We start from the raw sequence: 15,111 nt of genomic DNA, 5'->3' as shown, positions 1-15,111 counted from the left end.
CAGATTGAGCATGTCTTCTTATAACGACAAGAGCCTTCAGGAGCATTCCGGATGAGCAAATTTTTAGACCGTTTCCGCTATTTCAAGCAGTTGGCGGAGCCTTTTTCTGGCGATCACGGCCAGACCTTGAACACCAACCGCGACTGGGAAGACGGCTATCGCAGCCGTTGGCAGCACGACAAAGTGGTGCGTTCCACCCACGGCGTGAACTGTACCGGTTCCTGCAGTTGGAAGATCTACGTGAAGAATGGCCTGGTGACCTGGGAAACTCAGCAAACCGACTACCCGCGCACCCGGCCCGATCTGCCCAACCATGAGCCGCGCGGCTGCCCGCGCGGCGCCAGCTACTCCTGGTACCTGTACAGCGCCAACCGGCTGAAATACCCGCTGATGCGCAAGCGTCTGCTCAAGCTGTGGCGCGAGGCGAAAGCGCAGCACAGCGATCCGGTCGCGGCCTGGGGCTCTATCGTCGGCGATGCGGAAAAAGCCAAAAGCTACAAGGTGGCGCGCGGCCGCGGCGGCTTCGTCCGCTCCAGCTGGCAGGAGGTCAATGAACTGATCGCCGCCGCCAACGTCTATACCGCCAAAACCTTCGGCCCGGACCGTATCATCGGCTTCTCGCCGATCCCGGCGATGTCGATGGTGTCCTACGCCGCCGGCGCCCGCTACCTGTCGCTGATCGGCGGTGCCTGCCTGAGCTTCTACGACTGGTATTGCGATCTACCGCCGGCCTCGCCGATGACCTGGGGCGAGCAGACCGACGTGCCGGAATCCGCCGACTGGTACAACTCCTCCTACATTATCGCCTGGGGCTCCAACGTGCCGCAGACGCGCACCCCGGACGCCCACTTCTTTACCGAAGTGCGTTACAAGGGCACCAAAACCGTGGCGGTGACGCCGGACTATGCCGAAGTCGCCAAGCTGTGCGACCACTGGTTGAATCCGAAACAGGGCACCGACAGCGCGATGGCGCTGGCGATGGGCCACGTGATGCTGAAAGAGTTCCATCTCGATCGCGAAGTCGGCTACTTCCGCGACTATGTGCGCCGCTATACCGATATGCCGATGCTGGTGCTGCTGGAAGCGCGTGAAGGCGGCCATTACGCCGCCGGCCGCCTGCTGCGCGCCGCCGATCTGGTGGACGGGCTGGGCCAGGAAAACAACCCCGAGTGGAAAACCGTCGCTATCGACAGCCGCAGCGGCGATCTGGTGGCGCCGCAGGGCTCCATCGGCTTCCGCTGGGGCGAGAAGGGCAAGTGGAACCTGGAACAGCGCGAGGGCAAGTCACAACAGGAAGTCGAGCTGCAGCTCAGCCTGTTGGGCATGCATGACGACGTTGCCGAGGTGGGCTTCCCGTACTTCGGCGGCGCCGACAGCGAGCATTTCAACAGCGTGGCGCTGGACGAGATCCTGCTGCACAAGCTGCCGGTGAAACGCCTGCAGCTGGCGGACGGCAGCGAAGCGCTGGTGACCAGCGTGTACGACCTGCAGCTTGCCAACTACGGCCTCGAGCGCGGGCTGGGCGACGCCAACTGCGCCGCCGACTATGACGAGGTCAAGGCCTACAGCCCGGCCTGGGCCGAGCAGATCACCGGCGTGTCGCGTCACAACATCATTCGCATTGCCCGCGAGTTCGCGGAAAACGCCGAGAAGACCCACGGCCGTTCGATGATCATCGTCGGCGCCGGCGTCAACCACTGGTACCACATGGACATGACCTACCGCGGCCTGATCAATATGCTGATCTTCTGCGGTTGCGTCGGCCAGAGCGGCGGCGGCTGGGCGCACTACGTCGGCCAGGAAAAACTGCGGCCGCAAACCGGCTGGCTGCCGCTGGCGTTCGGCCTCGACTGGCAGCGCCCGCCGCGCCACATGAACAGCACCTCGTTCTTCTACAACCATTCCAGCCAATGGCGCTATGAAACCGTCGGCACCGACGAGCTGCTGTCGCCGCTGGCGGACAAGTCGCGCTTCGGTGGCAGCCTGATCGACTTCAACGTGCGCGCCGAGCGCATGGGCTGGCTGCCTTCGGCGCCGCAGCTGGGCACCAACCCGCTGCGCCTGGCGGAGCAGGCCCGCGCGGCCGGTCAGTCGCCGGTCGCGTTCACCGTCGACAGCCTGAAGAACGGCACGCTGGGCTTCGCCGCCGAGCAGCCGGACAATCCGCAGAACTTCCCGCGCAACCTGTTCGTCTGGCGCTCCAACCTGCTGGGCTCCTCCGGCAAAGGCCATGAGTACATGCTCAAATACCTGTTGGGCACCGAAAACGGCATCCAGGGGAAAGATCTCGGCCAGCAGGGCGGCGTGAAGCCGCAGGAAGTGGAATGGCGCGAGCAGGGCGGCGAAGGCAAGCTGGATCTGGTGGTGACGCTCGATTTCCGCATGTCGAGCACCTGCCTGTACTCTGACGTGGTGCTGCCGACCGCCACCTGGTACGAAAAAGACGACATGAACACCTCCGACATGCACCCGTTCATTCATCCGCTGTCGGCGGCGGTCGATCCGGCCTGGGATTCGAAAAGCGACTGGGAGATTTACAAGGGCATCGCCAAGGCCTTCTCCGAGGTGTGCGTCGGCCATCTGGGCCAGGAAACCGACGTGGTGACCCTGCCTATCCAGCATGATTCCGCCGCCGAGCTGGCGCAGCCTTACGGCGTGCAGGACTGGAAGAAAGGCGAATGCGATCTGATCCCGGGCAAAACTGCGCCGCACATCATCGCGGTGGAACGCGATTACCCGGCCACCTACGAGCGCTTCACCTCACTGGGGCCGCTGCTGGACAAACTGGGCAACGGCGGCAAGGGCATCAGCTGGAACACCCAAACCGAGGTCGATTTCCTCAAGCAGCTTAACTACGTCAAGGCCGACGGCCCGGCGGCGGGGCGGCCGAAGATTGAGAGCGCAATAGACGCGGCGGAAGTGATCCTGTCGCTGGCGCCGGAAACCAACGGCCAGGTGGCGGTAAAAGCCTGGGAGGCCCTGAGCAATGTCACCGGCCGCGATCACCGGCATCTGGCGCTGAACAAGGAAGACGAGAAAATTCGCTTCCGCGACATTCAGGCACAGCCGCGCAAAATCATCTCCAGCCCGACCTGGTCCGGTCTGGAAGACGAACACGTTTCCTACAACGCCTGTTACACCAACGTGCACGAGCTGATCCCGTGGCGCACTATCAGCGGTCGTCAACAGCTGTATCAGGACCACGAGTGGATGCGCGCCTTCGGTGAAAGCCTGCTGGTATACCGGCCGCCGATCGACACCCGCGCCGCGCAGCCGCTGCTCAACAGCAAGCCGAACGGCAACAAGGAGAAGGCGCTGAACTTCCTGACGCCGCACCAGAAGTGGGGCATTCACTCCACCTACAGCGACAACCTGTTGATGCTGACGCTGTCGCGCGGCGGCCCGATCGTCTGGCTGAGCGAAGACGACGCCAAAGATCTGGGCATCGCGGACAACGACTGGATCGAGGCCTTCAACGCCAACGGCGCGCTGACGGCGCGCGCGGTGGTCAGCCAGCGTATCCCGGCCGGCATGACCATGATGTACCACGCGCAGGAGCGCATCGTGAACCTGCCGGGCTCGGAGATCACCAGCCAGCGTGGCGGCATCCACAACTCGGTGACCCGCGCCTGTCCGAAGCCGACCCACATGATCGGCGGCTATGCGCAGCTGGCCTACGGCTTCAACTACTACGGCACCGTCGGCTCCAACCGCGACGAGTTCGTGGTGGTGCGCAAGATGAACCGCATTGATTGGTTGGACGACGAAGGCAACGACTACGCGCAGGGCAGTCAGCAGGAGAACAGTAAATGAAAATTCGTTCGCAAGTCGGCATGGTGCTGAATCTGGACAAGTGCATCGGTTGCCACACCTGTTCGGTCACCTGCAAAAACGTCTGGACCAGCCGTGAAGGTATGGAATACGCCTGGTTCAATAACGTGGAAAGCAAGCCCGGCGTCGGGTATCCGCACGCCTGGGAAGATCAGGAAAAATGGAAGGGCGGCTGGATACGTAAAATCAACGGCAAGCTGGCGCCGCGCATGGGCAACCGCGTCGGCGTGCTGGCGAAAATCTTCGCCAACCCGGACGTGCCGGCGCTGGATGACTACTACGAGCCGTTCGATTACGACTACCAGCATCTGCATACCGCCAAACAGGGCAAGCACCAGCCGGTGGCCCGCCCGCGCTCGCTGATCACCGGCCGGCGCATGAACAAGATCGAAAGCGGCCCGAACTGGGAGGAGATCCTCGGCGGGGAATTCGAAAAACGCTCGCAGGACAAGAATTTCGACAACCTGCAGAAGGCGATGTACGGCCAGTTCGAAAACACCTTCATGATGTACCTGCCGCGCCTGTGCGAACACTGCCTCAACCCGGCCTGCGTCGCCACCTGCCCGAGCGGGGCGATCTACAAGCGCGGCGAAGACGGCATTGTGCTGATCGACCAGGACAAGTGCCGCGGCTGGCGCATGTGCCTGACCGGCTGTCCGTACAAGAAAATCTACTTCAACTGGAAGAGCGGCAAGTCCGAGAAGTGCATCTTCTGCTACCCGCGCATCGAAGCCGGGCAGCCGACGGTGTGTTCGGAGACCTGCGTCGGCCGCATTCGCTACCTCGGCGTGCTGCTGTACGATGCCGATCGCATCGAGCAGGCGGCGGCGGTGGAGAACGACAAGGATCTGTACCAGAGCCAGCTCGATATCTTCCTCGATCCGCATGATCCGAAGGTGATTGCTCAGGCGCTGGCGGACGGCGTGCCGCAGGGCGTCATTGAAGCTGCCCAGCAGTCGCCGGTGTACAAAATGGCGATGGACTGGAAGCTGGCGCTGCCGCTGCACCCGGAATACCGCACGCTGCCGATGGTGTGGTACGTGCCGCCGTTGTCGCCGATTCAGTCCGCCGCCGACGCCGGCGAGCTGGCGCACAGCGGCGTGCTGCCGGACGTCGAGAGCCTGCGCATTCCGGTGCAGTATCTGGCGAACCTGCTGACCGCCGGCGATACCGAACCGGTGCTGCTGGCGCTGAAGCGCATGCTGGCGATGCGCCACTACAAGCGGGCGGAAACCGTCGACGGCGTGGTGGACACCAGCGCGTTGGAACAGGTTGGCCTGAGCGAAGCGCAGGCGCAGGAGATGTACCGCTACCTGGCGATCGCCAACTATGAAGATCGCTTCGTGGTGCCGTCGAGCCACCGCGAGCTGGCGCGTGAAGCCTTCCCGGAAAGCAAAGGCTGCGGTTTCAGCTTCGGCGACGGCTGCCACGGCAGCGACGGCAAGTTCAACCTGTTCAACAGCCGCCGTATCGACGCCATCGACGTGACCGCGAAAACCGCACGGCCGGAGGACGCCTCATGATCAGCCTGAAAGTGATCGCCCGCCTGCTGGATTACCCGGAGCAGGTCCTGTTTGACCATCAGCAGGCGCTCATCGAAGCGCTGGAGCCGGCCAGCGAGCTGGATCTGCACCACAGCGCGCAGCTGATTCTGTTTATCCGCCGCCTGTGCGCCCGCCCGCTACTGGACGTGCAGGCCGACTATTGCGAGCTGTTCGATCGCGGCCGCGCCACCTCACTGCTGCTGTTTGAGCACGTGCACGGCGAGTCGCGCGATCGCGGCCAGGCGATGGTTGACCTGATGGCGCAGTACCGCGCCGCCGGGCTGGAGATCGACAGCCGCGAACTGCCGGATTTCCTGCCGCTGTATCTGGAGTATCTGGCCAGCCGCAGCGCGGCGCAGGCGCGGGAAGGGCTGCAGGACATCGCGCCGATCCTGGCGCTGCTGGGCGCGCGCCTGCAACAGCGCGAAAGCCCGTATGCGGTGCTGTTCGATCTGCTGCTGGCGTTGTCCGGCAGCGAGGTGCAGGCACAGGCGCTGGAGCCCCAGGTGGCGCAAGAGGCGCGCGACGATACGCCGCAGGCGTTGGATGCGGTGTGGGAAGAGGAGCAGGTCAAGTTTCTCGGCGAACAGGGCTGCGCCTCCGCCCAGCAGACGGCGCACCAGCGGCGCTTCGCCGGCGCGGTGGCACCACAGTATCTGGACCTGACGGATGCGTTAACCGGAACCAAAGGACGCTAATCATGCAATTTTTGAATCAGTTCTTCTTCGATATCTACCCTTATCTGGCCGGCGCGGTATTCCTGATCGGCAGCTGGTTGCGTTACGACTACGGGCAGTACAGCTGGCGCGCCGGCTCCAGCCAGATGCTGGATAAAAAGGGCATGCGGCTGGCGTCCAACCTGTTTCACATCGGCATTATCGGCATCTTCGCGGGCCACTTCCTCGGCATGCTGACGCCGCACTGGATGTATGAGGCCTTCCTGCCGATCGACGTGAAGCAGAAGCTGGCGATGATCGCCGGCGGCGCCTGCGGCCTGATGACGCTGATCGGCGGCGCGCTGTTGCTGAAGCGCCGGTTGACCAATCCGCGGGTGCGCGCCACCAGCAGCTTCGCCGACATCATGATCCTGACGTTGCTGGTGGTGCAGGTGTGCCTCGGCCTGCTGACCATTCCGTTCTCCGCCCAGCATATGGACGGCAGCGAAATGATGAAGCTGGTGGCCTGGGCGCAGGCGGTGGTGACCTTCCACGCCGGCGCCTCTGCGCACCTGGAAGGCGTGGCGCTGATCTTCAAGCTACACATGGTGCTGGGCATGACGCTGTTCGTGCTGTTCCCGTTCTGCCGCCTGGTGCATATCTGGAGTGCGCCGGTAGAGTATCTGACCCGTCGTTACCAGCTGGTGCGCAACCGCCGCTGAGCCTGACCCCGCCGCCGCCGATTGCCAGCGGCGGCGCTATTCCGATAATTCCCCTGCCGTCTGCCCATTCTCGCCGCCTTGCCGTAAACTGAATATCTCAGTAATGTTACGCTTATGCTTCCGCCGACGGACGTCGGCCCGCGCCAGCTGATAACAAGAGATACCGCCTTGATGAAAGGCCTTTTGGGACATAAAAACCGGGGATGATCCGCATGGCCTTTGCGCCGTGCGGGAGAATCGCTTTATGGATAGTCAGGTTAATCAACAACAATAATGACCACACAATGTCGCTCACCCGAGCTGTTGCCTCTGAAAATCATCGCCACCGGTGCTGCGTTGCCGCCCAACCGCGTGGCCTCCTCTACGCTCGATGCCCGCCTGGGGAAACCGGCCGGCTACGTTGAAAAACGCTCGGGCATCGTTTACCGCTATCATGCCGCCGACGACGCCAGCCAGGCCGAGCTCGCCGCCGCCGCGCTGCAAGACGCGCTGGCCCGCAGCGCCATTCCGGCAGCCTCCATTGACCTTTTGATCTCCGCCTCGGCGATAGCGGTGCAGGCGCTGCCGTGCACCGCCGCGCATATTCTCAAGGTCGCCGGACTGGCACCGGGTACGCCGGGCTTCGACATCAACAGCAGCTGTGTCAGCTTTATCTCTGCGCTGCAGGTGGCGGCGGGGCTGTTGAACGCCGGGACGTATCGGCGTATCGCCATCGTCTCGGCGGATCTCGCTTCGCGCGGCATCGACTGGCAGCACGAAGAGTCGTCGCTGATCTTTGGCGACGGCGCCGCCTGCGCCATCGTGGAGCGCGGTGACGGCACAGGCGGTATCCTCGCCAGCCTGGTGGAAACCTATCCCGCCGGCAGCGAACTGTGCGAGATCCGCGCCGGCGGCACGCGCCGTAACCCGCGCGCCGGCATGTGCGAGCAAGACTTCCTGTTTCATATGCAGGGCAAGCCGCTGTTCCGTCAGGCGTCGGCGCTGATTGAGGGCTACCTCGACCGGCTGCTGAGCGCCAGCGGCTTGACCCTGGGGCAGATCGCCACCGTGGTGCCGCACCAGGCCAGCCATTTGTCGCTCGAACATATGCGCAAACGGCTGCACGTCTCCAGCGAGGCGCTGGTGGACATCTACCGCCATCACGGCAACCAGGTGGCGGCCTCTATCCCGACTGCGCTGCATGCCGCCGTGACCACCGGGCGCTTCAACCCCGGGCAGCCGGTGATGCTGATCGGCACCGCCGCCGGGCTGGCGCTGGCCGGCATGGTGTTGCTGCCATGAGGGTGCTGGTGAGCGGGGCGACCAGCGGGCTGGGGCGCAACGCGGCGGAGTGGTTGCTGGAGGGCGGGCATCAGGTGCGCGCCACCGGCCGCGATGAGCTGGCCGGCGAAGCGTTGCGTCAACTGGGCGCCGAATTTTACTCGCTCGATCTGGCGCAGGCCACGCCGCAGCAGTGCCGGGAGCTGGTGACCGACTGCGAGTGGGTGTGGCACTGTGCGGCCAAGTCTTCGCCCTGGGGCAGCAAAGCGGAATTTCACCGCATCAACGCCGCAGCGACGGACAAGCTGGCGGAGGCGGCCGGGCGCTGCGGCGTGCGGCGCTTCGTGCATATCTCCACGCCGGCAATCTACTTCGATTTTCAGCCGCATTACGATCTTGATGAGGGTTATCGCGCCCGGCGCTTCGCCAACCACTATGCCGCCAGCAAGCATGCCGCCGAGCAGCGGCTGTTGGCGCAGGCGAAGATCTACCCGCAAACCACCTATATTATTCTGCGGCCGCGCGGCCTGTTTGGCCCGCACGATCGGGTGATCGTGCCGCGGCTGTTGCAACAGCTCGAACGCGATCGCGGCGTGCTGCGCTTGCCCGGCGGCGGGCAGGCGTTGCTGGATCTGACCTTTGCTCCGAACGTGGTGCACGCCATGGAGCTGGCCAGCCGGCAACGCGGATTGCCGTCCGGCGCCGTGTACAACATCACCAACCACCAACCGCAGCGGCTGGCGGAGATGCTGGATGCGCTGCTGCGCCAGGAGCTGGGGCTGCGTTACCGGCTGCAGGCCGTGCCGTATCCACTGTTGCAGGCGCTGGCCGGCGGCATGGAGCTGTGGGCAAGCCTGAGCGGCAAGGAACCGCTGCTGACGCGCTACAGCGTGGCGGCGGTGCATTTTGACATGACCCTGAGCCAGACCCGCGCGATCGAAGAGCTGGGCTATCGGCCGCGTTACTCAATGGAGGAGGGGATCCGCCTGACCGGCGAGTGGCTGCGGCAGCAAGGAGGCATACAGCATGGCTAAGGTCACCGTATTTGAAGTGGGCTATTGCACGCATATCGGCTGCATGGCGCTGCGCGGCGCCGGGTTCCGGGTGTGTAAATTCCCGGCACGCGCCTATCTGCTGGAGGTGGGGCAGCGCCGCTGGCTGTGGGATACCGGCTACGCGCATTATTTTCAGCAGCACACGCAGTCGGGGGTATTCAGCCTTTACCGCCGCATGACGCCGGTCTATTTCGATCCCGCCGAGTCGTTGGCGCATCAGCTGCGCGAAGCCGGCTACGCCGAAGGCGACATCCAGGCGCTGATCGTCTCGCACTTTCACGCGGATCACATCGCCGGGCTGCAGGATTTCAGCCACCTCGATTTTATTTGCTCCGGCGAAGGCTGGCAGCAAACCCGCGGGCTGCGCGGTTTCGCGGCGCTCAAGCGCGCCTTTATTCCCGGCCTGATCCCGGCGGATTTCGAGAGTCGTCTGCAGTTTATGGAGGCTTTTCCCTCGGTGGCGTTGCCCGCGCTGCTGGCGCCGTTCGATCGCGGTTACGCGCTGCCGGGCAGCGAAGGGCAGATTGTCCTGGTGCCGCTGCCGGGGCATGCGGCCGGCCATATCGGCGCCTTTATCCTCACCGACGCCGGCTGGACGCTGTTGGCCAGCGACGCCGCCTGGTCGCCGCAGAGCTACCAGACGCTGCGCGGGCCTTCGCGCCTGGCCAATCTGGTGATGGACGACGCGGTGGCGTACACCCGCACGCTGGAACGGCTTAACCAACTGTGGGCGGGCGGCCAGGTCAACATTTTGCTGTGCCACGAGGGGGACCTGTGATCCCCTTCATGACCCTGTGGCACTATTTCCGCGCCCGGCGCCTGCGCTTTGGCGATCGTGCGGCGCTGGAGGCGCATCAGGCCCGGCAGCTCGCGGGCTTTGCCCGCCGGGTGCTGAGCAAGAGCCCCTATTTTCAGCGCTTCAACCGCCGGCCGTTCGCCGAATGGCCGCAGATGGACAAGGCGCTGATGATGGCGCAGTTTGACTGGATGAATACCGCCGGGCTGAGCCGGGAGGCGGTGCTGGCCTGCGCGCAGCGCAGCGAGGCGGATCGCGATTTCACGCCGAAGATCGGGCGCTACAGCGTCGGGTTGTCGTCCGGCACCTCCGGGCAGCGCGGCGTGTTTGTCGTCAGCCCGCGCGAACAGCAGGTGTGGGCCGGTGGCATGCTGGCGAAGATGCTGCCGGACGGGCTGTTGGCCGGCGAGCGCGTCGCCCTGTTTCTGCGGGCGGACAATAATCTCTATCACAGCGTAAACAACCGTTGGCTGAGCCTGGCGTTTTACGATCTGCTGGCGCCGTTCAGCGAGCATCTGCCCGCACTGGAACGGCAGGCGCCCAGCATCATCGTGGCCCCGGCGCAGGTGCTGCGCGCCCTGGCGCTGGCGGTGCTGGCCGGGCAGGTGAAGCTGCCGGTCAAAAAAGCGATCTCGGTCGCCGAGGTGTTGGAAGAGCAGGATCGCCGTCTGCTGATGCAGGTGTTCCCGGCGGTCGGCGAAGTGTATCAGGCCACCGAGGGGTTCCTTGCCGCCAGCTGCGCGCACGGCACGCTGCATCTGAACGAAGAGTTTTTGCATATCGAACCGCAGTGGATCGACGAGCAGCGTTTTACGCCGCTGATCACTGATTTCACCCGCAGCACGCAGCCGATCGTGCGTTATCGGCTGGACGATGTGCTGGTGCTGCGCAAGGAACCCTGCCCGTGCGGGCAGCCGACGCGGGCGATTGCGCGTATCGAAGGGCGGCGCGACGATCAGCTGATGTTACCCGATGCGCAGCGGCAACCGCAGGCGGTGTTCGCCGATGCCTGCAGCCGGACGATCGCCAATGCGTTGCCGCTGACCAGCGATTACCGCCTTATCCAGCGCGGCGAGCATCGGCTGGAGCTGATCGCCGATTGCAGCCCGGCGGCGTTGGCGCACTGCCAGGCGCAGCTGATCGCGCTGTTCGCTCGCCAGGGCATCGCCACCGATCGGCTCGAATGGCGGTTGACGGCGCAGGCGGTTTTGCCGCAGTTCGATCGCAAGCGGCGGCGTATCGTGCGCCAGGCGGAGGAAGCATGAAGAATACGCTGTTCAGGCTAGGGCACATGTTGCTCGGCTGGGGGACGGTCGGGGTCGTGTATAGCCTGACCGATCGCCTGCAGGGGGCGGGAACTTTGCTGCCGCTGTCGGCGCTTGACCGGGCGATCCCGTTTAACCCGGCGGCCATTTGGCTCTATCTTTCGTTCTTCCTCATCGTCCCCGCGGGCTATTTGCTGGCGCCGCTGCAGCGAATCAAATGGCTGACGCTGGCGATGCAGCTGACGGCGCTCGGCGCCGGGGCAGTTTACCTGCTGTGGCCGACCACCATGGCCTACCCGCAGAACGAGGGCGTAGGGATCAGCGCGCAGCTGCTGGCGGCGTTAACGCAGGTGGATTCGCCGCAAAACTGCCTGCCGTCGTTGCACATGGCGCTGACGGTGCTGGCGGTGTGGGCGCTGAGCGACGGCGAGCGCAAAGTGCGGACGGCGCTGTGGATGCTGTGGGGCGTGGCGATCGCGTTCTCCATCCTGCAGCTGCGCCGCCATTTGTTTGTCGATCTGGCCGGTGGTGCGCTGCTGGCGCTGTTCGCCGGCTGGCTGGCCCTGCGCATAAAGGCCCTGCGCCGGCGCGTGGTTAAAGGAGAAGTGGGATGAGCGATCTGGCGTTGCCGATAGTGTTCATGCTGTTCATCGTGGTGGCCGAGGCGGTGGCGCTGCAGTGGGGGCGACGTGAGCCGGTCAACTGGCACGATCTGGTGTTCAATCTGAACTCCGGCCATATCATGCTGTGGCTGTTCCGCGGGCTGGAGATCACCTGCTACGGCTACGTGGCCGCGCATTTCAGCCTGGGGCTGCTGGATGCCTGGCCGCCGCTGCTGATGTGGCTGTTCGCCCTGCTGGCGTGGGACTTCGGTTTCTACTGGCTGCATCGCCTGCACCACCGCTTCCGCGTGCTGTGGGCCGTGCATGTGGTGCACCACCAGGGGGAGCACTTCAACCTGTCGCTGGGGGTGCGCAACTCCTGGTATTCGTCGTTGACGTCGATCCCGTTCTTTTTGCTGCTGGCGCTGGCGGGCGTGCCGCTGTCGGTATTCGTCACGGTGTCGATTTTTCACTACAGCATTCAGCTGTTTAACCACAATGCGCTGACGCCGAAGCTGGGCGTGCTGGAAAAAATCCTGGTCACGCCGGCACACCACCGGGTGCATCACGTCAAGGACATGGCGTATTCCAATAAGAACTTCGGCGGCAGCTTTATCTTTTGGGACAAGCTGTTCGGCACGTTCTGCCCGGCGCTACCGACCACGCCGTTCAGCTACGGCGTCAGCGGCGATCGGCCGTCCGCGAACCCATTTTGGGCGAGCAATCTGCCGTTCCTGCGCTATTTCCGTCTGGCCTGGCGCCCGGCGCCGGGCCGGCCGCGCGACCGCCGTTCGGCGCTCAGCGTCTTCAGCGGCGCCATGCTGTTGTTCTCGCTGGTGGTCGGTTACGTCTACCAATACGGTTATGGTTACGGCGACATCAGCTGGCCGCAAATGGCGCTGCTGGTGCTGCTGGCGTTGGGCTCGGTGGCGCTGGGCGGTATGACGGAAGGGCGGCCGTGGGCGAGTGCCGTCTGGCTGCTGATCGCGCTGGGCATGCCGCTGCTGTTTATCGGTTATCTTGGCTGGCCGCAGCGCTATTGGCATATCGCCATGGCCGCCGTGGCGCTGCATGCCCTGTGCGTGGCGCTGGGCTGGGGGCGAGTGGCCGCACCGGCCGCCGTGGAGGAACCGCATGGCTGAATCATTACCGCCGCTGCGTTTCCCCACCGATGGCGAGCAGGCGTTTCACCGCGATCTCAAGCGCGCGGCACACGCCTGCCTGGCGGGCGATCATCGCTATGCCGATACCGCGCGGCTGGCCAAGGCCGCGCTGTTGCTGGCGCTGTGCGTCGGGTTTTATGCCCTGAGCCTGATGCAGCATCAGCCCTGGGCGTTTTTCCTCTGCTATTTCCTGTTCGTGGCCATGGGCATGCTGCTCAACGTCAACGTCAATCACGATGCTTCGCATAACGCCTTCTTGCGCGCGCCCTGGGCCAATCGCCTGGTGGGGCGGTTGGTGACGCTGCCGCTGGGCGTCGATCCGGACTATTGGCGCACGCGGCACGTGGATTACCACCACGTTTACGCCAACGTCGAACACTACGATCTGGACACCGAAGAGAACGGCTTTTTCCGCCAGACGCCGTTCCAGCGCTGGCGGCCGCATATGCGCTATCAGCATCTGTACTGGCCGCTGATCGCCGCGCTCTCGCTACCCTACATCGCGTGGATTTTCGATTGGTCCGATCGGCTCGATAAAACGCCGCTGCGGGAAAAACGCGTGCTGGCGGGGCGCGGCGGTTGGGCGCTGTTCGTGCTGTGCAAATTGCTCCATGTGGCGCTGGTGCTGGTGGTGCCGCTGATCCTGTGCCACCTGCACGGCATCGGTTGGGGCTGGGTGCTGTTGGCTTACGCGCTCAGCCAGATGTTTGCCTCGCTGCTGGTGGTGTTCCTGCTGCTGGGCACCCACTGGGCGCAGGCCGAGTTTTACCCGGCGCCGGCGGGCGACAGCATGCCGCACGGTTGGTACCGGCACAATTTCGCCACCGCCTGCGATTGGCAGCCTGAGCCGCGCTGGCTGGAGCACCTGACCGGCGGGCTGAACTATCACCTGACCCACCACCTGTTTCCCGGCTGGAATCACCGCCACTATCCGGCGCTGGCCGCCGCGGTGGCGGAAGTGGCGCAGCGGCACGGCATGGTGTATCGCTGCATCGGCTATCGCGAACTGCTGGCGCAGCAACAGCGCTTCTTGCGCCTTATGGGGCAGCCATGAAACCGCTGCGCCCGTTAGCCTATCAGCGCGACGACAGTGGGCTACATCGCGCGCTGATGCAGGCCGCCCAGCATTATCTGGCGGCCAACGGCGATCACCGCTTCGCCGACGGCGGCATGCTGGTGAAGGTGGCGCTGTTGTTGACGCTGTGCGGCCTGTGTTACGGGTTGAGCCTGCAGCAGCAAAACGGCTGGGCGTTTTTCGCCTGTTATTTCGGCTTTATCTTTATCGGCATGTTCCTGACGGTGAACGTGGTGCACGACGCCTCGCATAACGCGTTTTTCCGTCGGCCCTGGGCCAACCGCTGGCTGAACGCCCTGGTGAGCGTCCCACTGGGGCTGGATCCCGACTGCTGGCGCGTGCGCCACGTGCTGTTTCACCATGCCCATAACAATATCGAACATTACGACCCCGACATCGACGCCAACGGCGTGCTGCGGCAAACGCCGTTCCAGCGCTGGCGGCCCTTTATGCGCGCCCAGCGTTACTATTGGCCGCTGGTGGCGGCGCTGACGTTCCCGTACTACATCTGGCTGTTCGACTGGCTGGACCGGGCGGGCCGCACCCGCGTGGCGGCGCGCATGGCGCAGCAGGGCGTGCGCGGCTGGTGCGGATTTCTGGCGGGCAAGGCGGCGCACCTGCTGCTGGCGCTGGCGATCCCGTGCTGGCTGCTGCCGCCGGCCATCGGCATCGGGCAAATTCTGCTGGTCTATTTGCTGAGCCAGATGCTTTCTTCATTGCTGTTCGTGATGTTGATCATCGGCACCCACTGGGCCAAAGCCAATTTTTATCAGGCGCCGGCGCAGGGTGCGATGCCGCACGGCTGGTATCACCATGTATTCGCCACTACCTTCGACTGGCTGACCCGGCCGCGCTGGCTGGGATACTGGCTCGGCGGGGCGAACCTGCATTTGACGCATCATCTGTTCCCGCACTGGAGCCACCGCCATTACCCGGCGCTGAGCCGCATCATCGGCGAGGTGGCGCCGCGTTTCGGCATCGACTACCGCCTGCTGGAGCTGGAGGAGCTGTTGCGCCTGCAGCAGCGCTTCCTCAGCGCGATGGGGCGCAAACCGCATTAGCGTTGCATGTGGATCGTGCGAGGCGTTACGCAGTTCACTAATTGAACGATATTTGCCCTTCCAGTAGACTTTCCCCCTGTG

General features: G+C 64.3%; 12 protein-coding genes. All 12 read left to right on the top strand.

What is annotated here, in order from left to right; genetic code table 11:
- The first annotated feature begins 51 nt into the window (after window positions 1-51).
- The 12 genes from HMPREF3138_RS20445 (at window position 52) to HMPREF3138_RS20390 (ending at window position 15,030) form a co-directional block, all read left to right on the top strand.
- Entirely contained in the window at window positions 52-3,813 is a 3,762-nt protein-coding gene (locus tag HMPREF3138_RS20445) for a nitrate reductase subunit alpha (protein WP_038876985.1), read from the top strand.
- Window positions 3,810-5,354 carry a nitrate reductase subunit beta gene (narH, locus tag HMPREF3138_RS20440; RefSeq protein WP_038876987.1) on the top strand — a complete coding sequence of 515 codons (1,545 nt, stop codon included), beginning with the start codon at window positions 3,810-3,812 and terminating at the stop codon, window positions 5,352-5,354. Before HMPREF3138_RS20445 ends, narH begins: the two co-directional genes overlap by 4 nt.
- Window positions 5,351-6,073, top strand: a complete 723-nt coding sequence (gene narJ, locus HMPREF3138_RS20435; RefSeq protein WP_038876990.1) for a nitrate reductase molybdenum cofactor assembly chaperone — start codon at window positions 5,351-5,353, stop codon at window positions 6,071-6,073. The genes narH and narJ overlap by 4 nt, the downstream gene beginning before the upstream one ends.
- Before the next feature lie 2 nt (window positions 6,074-6,075).
- Window positions 6,076-6,753 (top strand): respiratory nitrate reductase subunit gamma, encoded by a 678-nt coding sequence (gene narI / locus HMPREF3138_RS20430; RefSeq protein WP_019452883.1) that lies wholly within the window; start codon window positions 6,076-6,078, stop codon window positions 6,751-6,753.
- 273 nt (window positions 6,754-7,026) lie between these two features.
- Entirely contained in the window at window positions 7,027-8,034 is a 1,008-nt protein-coding gene (locus tag HMPREF3138_RS20425; protein ID WP_038876992.1) for a 3-oxoacyl-[acyl-carrier-protein] synthase III C-terminal domain-containing protein, read from the top strand.
- Window positions 8,031-9,047, top strand: coding sequence for an NAD-dependent epimerase/dehydratase family protein (locus HMPREF3138_RS20420; protein WP_038876994.1), 1,017 nt, complete (start codon window positions 8,031-8,033; stop codon window positions 9,045-9,047). The genes HMPREF3138_RS20425 and HMPREF3138_RS20420 overlap by 4 nt, the downstream gene beginning before the upstream one ends.
- Window positions 9,040-9,846 carry an MBL fold metallo-hydrolase gene (locus tag HMPREF3138_RS20415; RefSeq protein WP_038876996.1) on the top strand — a complete coding sequence of 269 codons (807 nt, stop codon included), beginning with the start codon at window positions 9,040-9,042 and terminating at the stop codon, window positions 9,844-9,846. Before HMPREF3138_RS20420 ends, HMPREF3138_RS20415 begins: the two co-directional genes overlap by 8 nt.
- The gene (locus tag HMPREF3138_RS20410; protein ID WP_038876998.1) at window positions 9,843-11,129 is read left to right on the top strand and encodes a F390 synthetase-related protein; all 1,287 of its coding nucleotides are present in this window, start codon (window positions 9,843-9,845) and stop codon (window positions 11,127-11,129) included. Before HMPREF3138_RS20415 ends, HMPREF3138_RS20410 begins: the two co-directional genes overlap by 4 nt.
- The gene (locus tag HMPREF3138_RS20405) at window positions 11,126-11,743 is read left to right on the top strand and encodes a phosphatase PAP2 family protein (protein ID WP_038877000.1); all 618 of its coding nucleotides are present in this window, start codon (window positions 11,126-11,128) and stop codon (window positions 11,741-11,743) included. Before HMPREF3138_RS20410 ends, HMPREF3138_RS20405 begins: the two co-directional genes overlap by 4 nt.
- Entirely contained in the window at window positions 11,740-12,873 is a 1,134-nt protein-coding gene (locus tag HMPREF3138_RS20400) for a sterol desaturase family protein (RefSeq protein ID WP_038877003.1), read from the top strand. The genes HMPREF3138_RS20405 and HMPREF3138_RS20400 overlap by 4 nt, the downstream gene beginning before the upstream one ends.
- The gene (locus HMPREF3138_RS20395; protein WP_038877006.1) at window positions 12,866-13,948 is read left to right on the top strand and encodes a fatty acid desaturase family protein; all 1,083 of its coding nucleotides are present in this window, start codon (window positions 12,866-12,868) and stop codon (window positions 13,946-13,948) included. The genes HMPREF3138_RS20400 and HMPREF3138_RS20395 overlap by 8 nt, the downstream gene beginning before the upstream one ends.
- A complete protein-coding gene (locus HMPREF3138_RS20390; protein ID WP_038877008.1) occupies window positions 13,945-15,030 on the top strand; it encodes an acyl-CoA desaturase in 1,086 nt (361 codons plus the stop codon). Before HMPREF3138_RS20395 ends, HMPREF3138_RS20390 begins: the two co-directional genes overlap by 4 nt.
- Window positions 15,031-15,111 lie beyond the last annotated feature (81 nt).

It is taken from the genome of Serratia sp. HMSC15F11 (assembly GCF_001808215.1).
GTDB lineage: Bacteria > Pseudomonadota > Gammaproteobacteria > Enterobacterales > Enterobacteriaceae > Serratia > Serratia nevei.
This window is presented reverse-complemented; position numbering and strand designations above follow the sequence as displayed.